The sequence below is a fragment of the Serratia symbiotica (Periphyllus acericola) genome, from assembly GCF_964019515.1.
Taxonomy (GTDB): domain Bacteria; phylum Pseudomonadota; class Gammaproteobacteria; order Enterobacterales; family Enterobacteriaceae; genus Serratia; species Serratia symbiotica_D.
Map to the genome: position 1 here is coordinate 356688 of NZ_OZ026452.1, position 13030 is coordinate 369717.

Below are 13030 nucleotides of genomic sequence, written 5' to 3' on the forward strand. Positions count from 1 at the left end.
CTGAGTTCACACTTTTATGGTTAGTAAAAAATCATGCTGAAAATACTTCTAACTTCCACGTCACCCTATCGAAAAATACTGTTGGAAAAGCTGCAACTGTCCTTCTCCTGCGCAGCAGCGGAAGTGGATGAAACGCCAATGGCCGATGAAACCGCCGAGGCGCTAGTGCTTAGGCTGGCGACAGCAAAAGCTCAGGCACTGGCCAGCGCCTATCCCGACCACCTGATTATCGGTTGCGATCAGGTCTGCATGATTGACGGAAAAACCACCGTCAAGCTGCACAGTGCCGAAAACGCATGCACCCAATTGCGCCAGGCCAGCAGCCAAATCGTCACCTTTTATACTGGTCTGGCTCTGTACAATAGCCGCAGCAGGTATTTGCAGGTGCTGTGCGAACCGTTTCAGGTGCATTTACGCACGCTTAGGGAAGGCGGAGATTAGCGCCTACATAAGCCTGGAGCAGCCACTGAATTGCGTCGGTAGCTTTAAAAGTGAATGATTGGGGATTGCCCTGTTCGATAGACTAGAAGGCCGAGATCCTAATGCGCTGGTTGGCCTGCCGCTGATCGCGTTGCTCGCTATATTCGTGCTGAATGCGTCAACCCGCTAGCCTGACCGGTTTATTGGGCTGTCTGACAGCGCAACCTCTGCAAACATTGGCGCAGCACCCCATCCATCGGTGCTTCAATGCACACGGTTTCACCGGTGGCAGGATGCTTGAAGTGCAGCGCCGACGCATGCAGGAATAAACGCTTGAGGCCGGTGCCAAGCAGTTTCCGGTCAAACTCGCGATCACCATAGCGATCATCAAAAGCGATCGGGTGCCCCGCATGCAGCGCATGCACGCGGATTTGATTAGTGCGCCCAGTAATCGGGCTGGCTTTGACCAGCGTGGCAAACTCGTAACGTGCTTCCACTTTAAAGCGCGTTTCCGAGGACTTGCCTTCACTGCTAACGCGCACGATACGTTCACCGCTGTGCAAAATGTTTTTCAGCAAGGGTGCCTGCACCACTTTGCAGTGGGACTGCCACTGGCCGCGCACAAGCGCCAGATAGTCCTTTTGCATTCCTTTCATCCGTAGTTGCTCATGTAGCGACCTCAGCGCCGAACGCTTCTTTGCTACCAGCAGTACGCCGGAGGTATCACGATCCAAACGGTGCACCAGTTCCAGGAAACGGGCTTCTAGCCGCAGCGCGCGCAGCCCTTCAATGACGCCAAAGCTCAGGCCGCTACCGCCATGCACCGCCGTACCCGAGGGTTTGTTCAAGATCAGCAGGTGATCGTCTTCATACAAAATGCAGTTGGCCAGCGCAACCACTTTATTCAGTTTGGCGGATACCAGCACCACTTCCCTCTCAGCTATGCGCACCGGCGGTACGCGCACCAGATCGCCCGCAGCCAACTTGTACTCAGCCTTGATACGCCTTTTATTTACGCGCACCTCGCCTTTGCGCACGATGCGGTAAATAATGCTCTTCGGCACACCTTTCAGGCGAGCGAGCAAAAAGTTGTCGATTCTCTGACCGGCTTCGTCGTCAGAAATCGTGATTACTTGTACTGCCGGATTGTTAATTTTCATGGTGCGGAATTCTAAAGAGAGCGCGTTAATAGCGCCACATCTATTTCTGTGCTTAACTGTCTCTTAGATGGCGTGTGAAACCCCGGCGACAAATAAGCAAGACAGTATGCCGATTTGAACGTTTGCGATTTCCTCCACCGTTGGAAAAGTCACCTTGCTATAACGGCATCAGCAATGGAATAATGTAGTTTCTTTCTGCGTTTATTCTAGTTACAGGAAAAAGGTGGAATTATGGATTTGTCAGATCGCGCAAAAACGCAGCAATGGCGTAAGACGTAATGCGAAATCACACAAATAGCGGGCTGCAGGTTTTAGCTTGGGCGGCAAATGGAATCAGGTCTGTCAACGTTAATCATAAGCTATTCCCAAAATAAAATTGCTGTCTTCACAAAGAAATATCGGCATTACCGAAATAATGCGCCCTTATGCAGGCGACAACCGTGAGGCTGAAGGCTTTGCAAGAAAATTTGGGGTTTTCGGTTCTGATCCGGCCATGTGGTTATTTTGCCCGCAGCTTTGTCGATAATGTAAAAATAACGAGTAAGTTAAGATGAAAAGAATGTTGATTAACGCAACTCAGCGGGAAGAGTTGCGTGTTGCTCTCGTAGATGGACAACGGCTGTATGACTTGGATATCGAGAGCCCAGGCTATGAACAGAAAAAAGCGAATATTTACAAAGGCAAAATCACCCGCATTGAACCAAGTCTTGAAGCAGCATTCGTGGATTACGGTGCAGAACGTCATGGTTTCCTTCCGCTTAAAGAAATTGCCCGCGAATACTTCCCCAGTAACTATTCTTCCCATGGTCGTCCAAACATCAAAGATGCGTTGCGCGAAGGCCAAGACGTCATCGTTCAGATAGACAAAGAAGAGCGCGGCAATAAAGGCGCAGCCTTAACTACCTTCATTAGCTTGGCAGGCAGTTACCTGGTGCTAATGCCGAACAACCCGCGCGCCGGTGGTATTTCCCGCCGTATTGAGGGTGATGACCGCACCGAACTGAAAGTGGCGCTTTCCTCCCTGCAACTGCCGGATGGTATGGGTTTGATCGTTCGCACTGCCGGTATTGGTAAATCCGCTGATGGGCTGCAATGGGATCTCTCCTTCCGTTTGAAGCATTGGGAAGCCATCAAGAAAGCTGCCGAAGGCCGCTCCGCGCCGTTTTTGATCTATCAGGAAAGCAACGTGATCGTGCGCGCATTCCGCGATTACCTGCGCCCGGACATCGGCGAAATATTGATAGACAACCCGAAAATTCTCGATCTGGCCAAAGAGCACATTTCAGCGCTGGGTCGCCCAGATTTCAACAGCAAAATCAAATTGTATAGCGGTGAAATTCCTCTGTTTAGTCACTACCAGATCGAATCACAAATTGAATCAGCTTTCCAACGTGAAGTGCGCTTGCCCTCGGGCGGTTCGATCGTTATCGACAGCACTGAAGCGCTGACTGCTATCGACATCAACTCTGCACGTGCTACCCGTGGCGGCGACATCGAAGAAACTGCGTTTAATACCAATTTGGAAGCGGCAGACGAAATTGCCCGCCAGTTGCGTCTGCGCGACCTCGGTGGACTGATCGTCATCGACTTTATTGATATGACCCCATTGCGCCACCAACGTGAAGTTGAAAACCGCCTGCGTGACGCAGTGCGCCAAGACCGCGCACGCATCCAGATTGGCCGCATTTCCCGCTTCGGGCTGCTTGAGATGTCGCGTCAGCGTCTCAGCCCGTCGCTGGGAGAATCCAGCCATCACGTCTGCCAGCGCTGTAAGGGGACCGGCACTGTCCGTGATAACGAATCACTGGCGTTGTCCATCCTGCGTTTGATTGAAGAAGAGGCACTGAAGGAAAATACCAAAGAAGTTCACGCCATCGTACCCGTTCCGGTTGCCTCTTACCTGCTGAACGAAAAGCGTGATGCGGTCAGCGCGATCGAAAAATGTCAGGCGGGCGTGAAAGCGATCATCGTGCCAAATGATCAAATGCAGACGCCACATTACTCGGTATTGCGCGTACGCAAGGGGGAGGAAACCTCTACTCTCAGCTACCTGCTACCGAAACTGCATGAAGAAGAAATGATGCAACTGCCTGAAGATGCATCCACTGAGCGCAAACGCCCAGAACAGCCAGCGCTGGCGACCTTCTCATTGGCTGCTGACAACCCGTTGCCTACCGAGGAACCCGTGATTACCCAATCGGCAGCCGCCATCGCTGTTGCCAAGCCGGGTCTGTTAAACCGCCTGTTCGGTGGCTTGAAGGCGTTACTCGCCTTTGAAAAGCATCCCGCGGCTATCGAAACCAAACTAGCTGAAGCGCCGCAGGTAGAAAACAACGTTAAAAACCGTTGCCCACAGCGTCGTAGCCGGCAGGGTTCTGGTCGCAAAGTGCGTGCTGAAGGCCGTGACAGGCGTGAAAATCGTGAACCGCGCGAGTCTGGCGAAGAACCACGCCGCAACCGCCCCAATCAGCCGCAAAACGTACCGGTTGTCGAAGAGCATATATCTGATGAAGTTGGCATGCCCTTGCGTGATGAGCAACAACAACGTCGTGAACAACGTGCAGAACGTCAGCGTCGCCGCCAGGAAGTAAAAGCGCAGGAAAGCACTGCTGTCGATAACGGTGAGGCACCGGAAGACAAACAGCAGACGCAAAACATGCAGCGCCGCCAACGCCGTCCCCTGACGCAGAACGTCCGCCTACTGTCCTCTGAGGAAGAATTGGATCGCGCGGCGGAAGAACTGCTGGCACCAAAAGCACCGGCTGCTAAAATTGAAGAGGCTCAGCAGGTAAGCCTAGAAAACAGCGTTAAACTGCTACCGAAAACCATGGCTGCTCAGGTAGAAAATGATGCCCAGGGCGATAACCGTAGCAATAACGAAAACAGCATGCCGCGCCGCTCACGACGCTCACCGCGCCACTTGCGCGTCAGCGGTCAACGTCGTCGACGTTACCGTGATGAACGTTACCCGCTGCAATCGCCCATGCCTCTGGCCGGGGCTTTCGCTTCACCGGAGCTAGCGTCAGGCAAGGTTTGGGTAGGCTACCCGGTTGCTCAGGCAGCGCAGACGAAAACAACTGAAGTTAAGACCAATTCCCACCAGACCACGCAAGACAATGTGCTAACGTCAGCAGAGGTCACAGTGTCAGTTATCGATGACGCCGTTGAACCGCAAATCATTAATATTGAAAAAACCACCTCTGGGGTTGCAGCCGCATCTATAGTGCAATCAACTACCGTTGTTGTAATTGCAACTGAGGCAGCCCCCGCCATGGAAGGGGTTGCAGAAGTGCAGACATTCGAGCCAATGATAGCCAGCGAAAAAGCCCCAGCAGAGATGGAAACGCCAATGTATAAAGCTGCTGTTCCGGTCACTGCCGAACTGGCTTCAGCGCTGCAACAACAGCCTCCGGTGAAAGTCGTGCCAAATACACAGTGCAAGCATATTGCTAGTGCACCGATGACCAAAGCTCCTGCGTTGGCTTATGTGCCAGAAGAACGCAAGCATAGCGACTGGCAGCGCCCTTCCTTCAGTTTCACAGGCACAGGTACCGCAGGTGGGCATGCGGCAGTGAACCAGGCTATGTCACCGGCCGTCAAACCGCCGCCGATTAACGACTAAAGTTAGCCCGTCTGATAAAAAACGGCCATTTGAAGTGATCCGTTCTATTGGACACCTTGTCTGGCAGTCTGATATAGCCTAAGCGCAGTATTGCACCGATCTTAGGCTATCTTTTTTCACTCGCTGGCAATGACCAGCGTATTGATGCTGAAACGGATTTTCGGCCTGACACTTCGCGCCCTCCAGGGCTTCGTCGACTCCATTGTCACACTGATCAAAGTGCCGTTGAACTACCCGGACGACACCTGCATCAGTAAGCGGGCGAAGTCCGGCCATGTCCCGTTTAAAACCCCAACGCCGGGTGAAATTGCGCACCTCGTTATCGACTCTAGCGGGCTCAACGTGTTGGGTGAAGGCGAGTGGATGGCAAAAAAACACGGTCAGGAAAAACGGCGTATCTGGCGAAAACTGCATTTGGCCGTAGATACAGAAACACATGAGGTCATCTGTGCTGACCTTTCCTTGAGCAATGTCACCGATACCGAAGCCTTCCCAGGTCTCATCCGCCAGAGGTACCGTAAAATCAAAGTCACCTCGGCGGATCGGGCTTAGGATACGCGAGTGTGTGATGATGAGTTAAGGGGCAAGAAGCTCAAGGCGTTAATACCGCCCAGCAGCGGAGCCCGTTATTGGTCGGCAGACTATGCAGAGCAAAATCAAGCGGTGGCGAACCAGCGCGTTACCGGAGACAACACACGGTGGAAAAGTATCACAGGCTACTACCGACGTTCGATAGCGGCAACAGCAAGGTACAGAGTAAAACAGCTATTTGGTGGTCACCTGTCGCTGCGATATTATGATGGGCAAGTTGCAGAGGCGCTGGCCATGATCTGTGCATTAAACAAGATGAGGCTCGCCGGTATGCCAGAAAGTATACGCCTCGCCTGAAAGATGCACATTCAGGGAACTCTTTATTCCAAATCCTATTTATTCAACAAAGCCACCTAACATATCCAACTTGCTATCAACCTGGCTGACAAACAATTGGAAATGCCTAGCTACACTAGGTTTATCCAAGGCTTCACTGCTAGCCCAACGCTCGAAGCTGTCGAAGGTATCCGGCTTTTCCAAATCGTGGAGCGGACGTTCTGTAGGTTACCCAACTTTTTGCGGCTTGGTTAAATAAGCTCGTGTCTCGCATCGCTGACGATAGACGCAAACTCAGGTTTCTCTTGTCGCCTGGCAATGACGCTTATTTCCATTTCTTTCCCCCTATCCAGATAATAAAGACCAGGCTCTGGGCGCTTCAATCACCAGGATCATTAAAATCCCTACCACTATGTGGCCAATAGCCAATTGATTTGAACTTGGTTGCAACAAACAGATGCATCAAGGGAATTTTCCACTTATCCTTACAGCCCGGCGTGGATAACCCCATTATTCGCTTATAGATAAACGTTTTCTGACCGCTGGAGCCAGCACCATGACTGCATGACTGCACAACCCCAATCCCTGAAAATTCGCCGCCCTGATGACTGGCATATCCATCTGCGTGACAGCGAGATGCTGAAAACGGTGGTGCCCTATACCAGTCAGGTGTTTGGCCGGGCGGTAGTGATGCGGAACCTGGCTCCGCCAATCACCACTGTGGACGCCGCTCACGCCTACCGTCAGCGCATACTGGCCGCCGTGCTGCAGGGCGACATCTTCACCCCGCTGATGACCTGCTACCTGACCAACTCTCTCTCCGCTAAAGAACTCGTTAACGGATTTGAACAAGGTGTGTTTACCGCCGCCAAACTGTATCCCGCAAATGCTCCAGCAACGGCGTGAGTAATGTAAAAGGCATTTATTCACTGTTTGAGAAAATGCAAAAAATCGGCATGCCGCTACTGATCCACAGAGAAGTCACCGATGTCGCTGTCGATATCTTTGACCGCGAGGCGTGCTTTATTGAACAAGTGATAGCGCCAATCCGCCTACAGTTCTCCGAACTAAAAATCGTCTTCGAGCACATCACCACCAAAGAAGCTGTTCAATATGTGCAGGATGGCGATCGATTCCTTTGTGCCACAATCACACCGCAACATCTGATGTTCAATCGCAACCATATGTTGGTTGTAGGCATTCGTCCGCATCTGTTTTGTCTGCCGATCCTCAAACGCAATATTTATCAGGTAGCGCTGTGTAAAGCGGCCACCAGCGGTTCAGATCGTTTTTTTCTCGGTACTGACTCAGCACCGCACACCAAACACCGCAAAGAATCCGACTGAGGTTGCGCAGGCGTGTTCAATGCCCCGAACGCGATATCGGCCTACGCCACTGTCTTTGAGCAACTAGACGCGTTGCAACACCTTTAAGCGTTCTGCTCACTGAACGGGCCGCGCTTCTATGGCCTACCGGTCAATGAAGATTTTATCAAACTGCAACACGGGCCGACCACTCAACCAGCAGAGATAGCTCTGGGCAACGAATCTGTCATACCTTTCTTTGCTGGCTAACCCCTGAACTGGTCGCTAAATGGCTAATCTTTTTTAGCATTATTATTGCTCCCACAGAGGAGAAACTGTATAAATAATCAGTAAAATACTTTAGGAGCAAATGTGCGTGTTGAAGTCACTATAGATAAAACCAAGCCGCTGCCATCAGGAGCTATTGAGGCTCTGACCGTCGAGCTGATCAAGCAGGTGAACCGCCAATTTCCTGACGCAGTAATTCAGGTACGTTATGCCAGCGCTAACGGGCTATCAGTGCTACGGGGGAGGAAAACCAACCGGGATCTGATCGAGGAAATACTCCAGGAAACGTGGGAAAGCGCGGACGAGTGGTTCAGCACAGAATAAATACTGCAATGCTGCTTTTACCAATGCTTGCTTAGTTTTCCAACTGTTTTGTTTTCGGCATCCCGCCACCCAACTCGGATACAACCATTATTAATCATTCAATTCACCGATAAAATTGGTAAATAAACATTTATTTTGCAAAATAAGTGGTGAAAAGTGCCAACAAATGCAATCAGATGCGTATACTGTAGTTGCTCTCATGATGATGAGCCGCATTGATCCTCGTTAGTCACTCAGGGTAGTTACTACTTAATAAGGGGTCTTTATGGACAGAAACGATGAAGTAATTCAGACACACCCGCTTGTTGGTTGGGATATCAGCACTGTCGATATTTACGATGCTATGATGATACGCCTTCATTATCTGTCTTCACTAGACCAAACGCCCGTAGAAGCTCAAGTAGACAGAACGCTTTGGCTTACTACAGATGTCGCTCGTCAATTAATCAACATATTAGAAGCCGGTATCGCCAAGATTCAGTCTACAGATTATCAAGCTCACAATATAAGCAAACATTAATTCACTGAGCCAAAACCTGAAGCGCCGTGACTATCCTGGCGCTTTTTTGCCTGAGTGCCGCATGACAGATGTATTGTCGTAGCCGACCTTTTATCATAATCCGCCAAGCGACATCTAAACAGAGAGAATAGGTACGTAGAATGGCTTTGTTGATGGTGCTTAAAGCCGCTAGGGCATTTCGCCTGCAAAATAGGGCTTACATGAGAGGGGGAACAATACGGAAATTTAACAGGCAGATATAATAATACTACTGTTGCATTTTTACTTAATATGAAAAGAATTAGCAAGTTAATAAACCTAACCTGATAGCAATTTGCCCGCTGCAGACGGATGGGGCGTTGTTGAATAAATCAAACTTTTGGCCGGCACGCGGATCAGATCACTCTCCTTCTGTCAACATAGCGACATTCCGTGGCCCAGCAAAAGTTCAACATCACCAACTGGAAGGCTTACAACAACGCCCTTATCACTCGGGGATCACTCACTTTATTATTCCGATATGGCAATCACCAGCGTATTGATGCTGAAACGGATTTTCGGCCTGATACTTCGCGCCCTCCAGCGCTTCGTCGACTCCATTGTCACACTGATTAAAGTGCTGTTGAACTGCCCGGACGACACCTGTATCAGTAAGCGGGCGAAGTCCGGCCATGTCCCGTTTAAAACCCCAACGCCGGGTAAAATTGCGCACCTCGTTATCGACTCTACCGGGCTCAACGTGTTGGGTCAAGGGGAGTGGAAGGTAAAAAACACGGTCAGGAAAAACGGCGGATCTGGCGAAAACTGCATTTGGCCGTAGATACACAAACACATGAGGTCATCTGTGCTGACCTTTCCTTGAGCAATGTCACCGATATAGAAGCCCTCCCAGGTCTCATCTGTCAGAGGTACCGTAAAATCAAAGTCGCCTCGGCGGATCGGGCTTAGGATACGCGAGTGTGTGATGATGAGTTAAGGGGCAAGAAGCTCAAGGCGTTAATACCGCCCAGCAGCGGAGCCCGTTATTGGTCGGCAGACTATGCAGAGCGAAATCAAGCGGTGGCGAACCAGCGCGTTACCGGAGACAACACACGGTGGAAAAGTATCACAGGCTACCACCGACGTTCGATAGCGGCAACAGCGAGGTACAGAGTAAAACAGCTATTTGGTGGTCACCTATCGCTGCGAGATTATGATGGACAAGTTGCAGAGGCGCTGGCCATGATCTGTGCATTAAACAAGATGACGTTCGCCCTTGGCCGCGGCGTTTGGCGCACAGATTGCCTAGCCGAACCACCGCGTTGTGCTATTGATTGGCGACGGTGCTGCGCAGATTACCGCGCAAGAACTTGGATCGATGGTGCGAGATGGGCTGAAGCCAGTGATCTTCTTGTTGAACAAAGAGGGGTATAACATTAAGCGTGCAATCCGCAGCCCTGAACAGCGTTACAACGATATTGCCCAGTGTAACTGGACACTATTATTGCAGGCGCTGGCCAACGAACATCCGGTACAGACGCTGCACGTCACTGAACCGGAGCAACTGCAGCAGGCACTGCTTGAAGTGGCAGATTTTCGCCAATTAGCTTTTATTAAAGTGTTACTGCCAAAGATGGATATCCCAGAATTGCTGAGTTTCATCTCTCGAGCTATCCAGAAGAGCAACACTGTTTTGTGAACAGTGTTTATGCCAATCCAGAACTAGCGATTAGTGATGAGCCGTTGCCGAACTGCAACTGAACCCGCACTTCTGATTTTATGTAATATAGGCGTTTTACTATTAAGCTCTGGCAATTCCTGCACCGCGATCATTTTCTACTGTAGTGGGAAATGGGGATCAGAACCGCTGTTTAGGAATGCAACACTAGAGTTAGGAAGATGGCCTAACTAAACTTGCTGTAGAGTGCAAATGTTTCAGCCAGCGCACAGGCACCTAGGCTGATGCTGCAAAGCGCGTTATTTTCGAGTATCATCTGCGCCGTGCAGTAAATCAGTCACCTCCCGAAAGATAGGAAAGTACACAATGCCAGTGTTACATAACCGAATTTCTAATGAGGAACTAAAGGCGCGCATGCTGGCTGAAACCGAGCCGCGTACCACAGTTTCTTTTTATCAATACTTTGTTATCGACGATCCCAAAGCGTTTCGTGACAACCTTTATATCCAGTTCGACAAGATAAAGGTTTTCGGCCGCGTTTACGTGGCAAAAGAGGGCATCAACGCGCAAATTAGCGTGCCACAAAACAATTTTGCTGCTTTCAAAGATGTGCTGTTTGCCTCACACCCGGCGCTGGATAAGGTGCGTCTAAATATCGCGTTGGAAGATGACGGCAAATCCTTTTGGGTGTTGCGCCTGAAAGTGCGTGAGCGCATTGTGGCTGACGGCATTGATGACGATAGTTTTAACCCGGCAAATGTTGGTGAATATCTGCAAGCCGATCGCGTTAACCAAATGATCGATGATCCAGATACGCTGTTTGTCGATATGCGCAATCACTATGAGTATGAAGTGGGTCACTTTAAAAATGCCATTGAGGTGCCTTCAGATACCTTCCGTGAGCAACTGCCGATGGCGGTTGAGATGTTACAGGAAAGCAAAAACAAAAACATTGTCATGTACTGTACTGGCGGTATTCGCTGTGAAAAAGCCAGCGCCTACATGCGGCATAACGGGTTTGAAAACGTTTACCATGTAGAAGGAGGGATTATTGAATATGCGCGCAAGGCGAAAGAGCAAGGGCTATCGCTGAAGTTTGTCGGCAAAAACTTTGTGTTCGATGAGAGAATGGGCGAACGGATAACTGATGATGTGATCGCCCATTGCCACAAATGTGGCATACCATGCGATACCCATACCAACTGTAAAAATGAGGGTTGCCACCTGTTGTTTATTCAGTGTCCGATTTGCGACGCCAAGTTTGAAGGCTGTTGCAGTGAGATCTGCCGCGAAGAGCTGGAGCTACCGCGTGAAGATCAACACGAACGTCGCGCAAAGCGTGGGAGTGGCATAAAGATCTTTAATAAGGCGAAAAGTCTACTGCGTACCACGATGCACCTTCCAGCACAAGAAAAAGCCGGGTCGGCCAAATGATGATGCCGAAGTCTTTCAGCTTGATCTTGCCGCTGGCTTCAAAGCCAGCACAGTAACCGTCCCAAGAATCATTCCCTTGACCAATCAGCTTGGTAGCCAGCCCGTGCAGCAGCTAAAGCACGATCACGGCCCAGGCCAGGTAAAGGGTATCGGTAATGCCAGTTTGCTCGGCCATGCTGCTGATGGTGGTGGGAACCTAAAACTAGCCGAACACGCTGATTGGCTAGCCACCTGCGGGGAGAAAAGATAGCCGTTGATCAGAATGCTAAACAGCGTTACATACAGCGTTGGTTGAATCAGGCTGCTACTGATACGCGTAAAGCGTCTGTAACGAGTCAGCAGTATGCCAATACCTTTATGGTTCTTCTGTACCTTATTATACCAAGCATAGTAATAGCCCTGCGTTACTCTCCACAGACCAAAAGCGAACATAATGTACGCAATCAGTGCCACTAGCGCGTGGATCAACAGGCGTTGTTGAATAAATCGAACATTTTGCCGGGACGAGGATCAGATCACTCTCCTTATGTCAAAATAGCGATATTCCGTGGCCCAGAAAAAGTTCAACATCACTAACTGGAAGGCTTACAACAACGCCCTTATCACTCGGGGTTCACTCACTTTCTCCGTGGATGAAACGGCACTTCACGCCTGGTACTGCGAGGCAAAACCTTCTCTGCGTGGTCGCCCACCACATTATTCCGATATGGCAATCACCAGCGTATTGATGCTGAAACGGATTTTCGGCCTGACACTTCGCGCCCTCCAGGGCTTCGTCGACTCCATTGTCACACTGATCAAAGTGCCGTTGAACTGCCCGGACAACACCTGTATCAGTAAGCGGGCAAAGTCCGGCCATATCCCGTTTAAAACCCCAACGCCGGGTGAAATTGCGCACCTCTTTATCGACTCTACCGGGCTCAACGTCTTGGGTGAAGGGGAGTGGATGGCAAAAAAATACGGTCAGGAAGATACAGAAACACATGAGGTCATCTGTGCTGACCTTTCCTTGAGCAATGTCACCGATACCGAAGCCTTCCCAAGTCTCATCCGCCAGAGGTACCGTAAAATCAAAGTCGCCTCGGCGGATCGGGATTAGGATACGCGAGTGTATGATGATGAGTTAAGGGGCAAGAAGCTCAAGGCGTTAATACCGCCCAGCAGCAGAGCCCGTTATTGGTCGGCAGACTATGCAGAGCGAAATCAAGCGGTGGCGAACCAGCGCCTTACCGGAGACAACACATGGTGGAAAAGTATCAGAGGCTACCACCGACGTTCGATAGCGGCAACAGCGAAGTACAGAGTAAAACAGCTATTTGGTGGTCACCTATCGCTGCGAGATTATGATGGGCAAGTTGCAGAGGCGCTGGCCATGATCTGTGCACTAAATAAGATGCCGCTTGCCGGTATGCCAGAAAGTGTACGCCTTGCCTGAAAGCTGCCCATTCAGGGGAC

The 13030-nt window shown here is 50.5% G+C and carries 5 protein-coding genes and 7 pseudogenes; 10 read left to right on the forward strand and 2 right to left on the reverse strand.

The genetic code is table 11. The features are described from left to right. Positions 1-33: 33 nt before the first annotated feature. Positions 34-615, forward strand: a pseudogene (locus AACL06_RS02075) (Maf family protein). 5 nt (positions 616-620) lie between these two features. On the opposite strand, the gene rluC reads toward AACL06_RS02075, so the two are convergent. After that, positions 621-1580 (reverse strand): 23S rRNA pseudouridine(955/2504/2580) synthase RluC, encoded by a 960-nt coding sequence (gene rluC, locus AACL06_RS02080; RefSeq protein ID WP_339037628.1) that lies wholly within the window; start codon positions 1578-1580, stop codon positions 621-623. Positions 1581-2130: 550 nt separating this feature from the next. On the opposite strand from rluC, the gene rne reads away from it, so the two are divergent. The 8 genes and pseudogenes from rne (at position 2131) to AACL06_RS02120 (ending at position 11575) form a co-directional block, all read left to right on the forward strand. After that, entirely contained in the window at positions 2131-5202 is a 3072-nt protein-coding gene (gene rne / locus AACL06_RS02085; protein ID WP_339037631.1) for a ribonuclease E, read from the forward strand. A gap of 114 nt (positions 5203-5316) precedes the next feature. Next, positions 5317-6090 (forward strand): annotated as a pseudogene (locus AACL06_RS02090) (IS5 family transposase); the annotation flags it as partial. A gap of 543 nt (positions 6091-6633) precedes the next feature. Further along, a pseudogene (pyrC, locus tag AACL06_RS02095) lies at positions 6634-7643 on the forward strand (dihydroorotase). Between the two features lie 102 nt (positions 7644-7745). Then, a complete protein-coding gene (gene dinI / locus AACL06_RS02100) occupies positions 7746-7985 on the forward strand; it encodes a DNA damage-inducible protein I (protein WP_339037633.1) in 240 nt (79 codons plus the stop codon). A gap of 265 nt (positions 7986-8250) precedes the next feature. Continuing rightward, on the forward strand, positions 8251-8505 hold the full coding sequence (gene bssS / locus AACL06_RS02105) for a biofilm formation regulator BssS (protein ID WP_339037635.1): 255 nt from the start codon (positions 8251-8253) through the stop codon (positions 8503-8505). A 411-nt stretch (positions 8506-8916) separates the two neighbouring features. Further along, positions 8917-9732, forward strand: a pseudogene (locus AACL06_RS02110) (IS5 family transposase); the annotation flags it as partial. A 7-nt stretch (positions 9733-9739) separates the two neighbouring features. After that, a pseudogene (locus AACL06_RS02115) lies at positions 9740-10162 on the forward strand (thiamine pyrophosphate-dependent enzyme); the annotation flags it as partial. A gap of 345 nt (positions 10163-10507) precedes the next feature. Further along, the gene (locus AACL06_RS02120; protein ID WP_339037638.1) at positions 10508-11575 is read left to right on the forward strand and encodes a rhodanese-related sulfurtransferase; all 1068 of its coding nucleotides are present in this window, start codon (positions 10508-10510) and stop codon (positions 11573-11575) included. Between the two features lies 1 nt (position 11576). Here the strand turns inward: AACL06_RS02120 and AACL06_RS10490 are convergent. Next, positions 11577-11675: pseudogene (locus tag AACL06_RS10490) on the reverse strand (YceI family protein); the annotation flags it as partial. Between the two features lie 447 nt (positions 11676-12122). Here AACL06_RS10490 and AACL06_RS02125 point away from each other — a divergent pair. Beyond that, positions 12123-13010, forward strand: a pseudogene (locus AACL06_RS02125) (IS5 family transposase). Positions 13011-13030 lie beyond the last annotated feature (20 nt).

Bases quoted from the DNA above. Each gene is read 5' to 3' on its own strand.
- rne (WP_339037631.1), top strand. From the start codon at position 2,131: ATGAAAAGAATGTTGATTAACGCAACTCAGCGGGAAGAGTTGCGTGTT.
- bssS (WP_339037635.1), top strand. From the start codon at position 8,251: ATGGACAGAAACGATGAAGTAATTCAGACACACCCGCTTGTTGGTTGG.
- rluC (WP_339037628.1), bottom strand. From the start codon at position 1,580: ATGAAAATTAACAATCCGGCAGTACAAGTAATCACGATTTCTGACGAC.
- AACL06_RS02120 (WP_339037638.1), top strand. From the start codon at position 10,508: ATGCCAGTGTTACATAACCGAATTTCTAATGAGGAACTAAAGGCGCGC.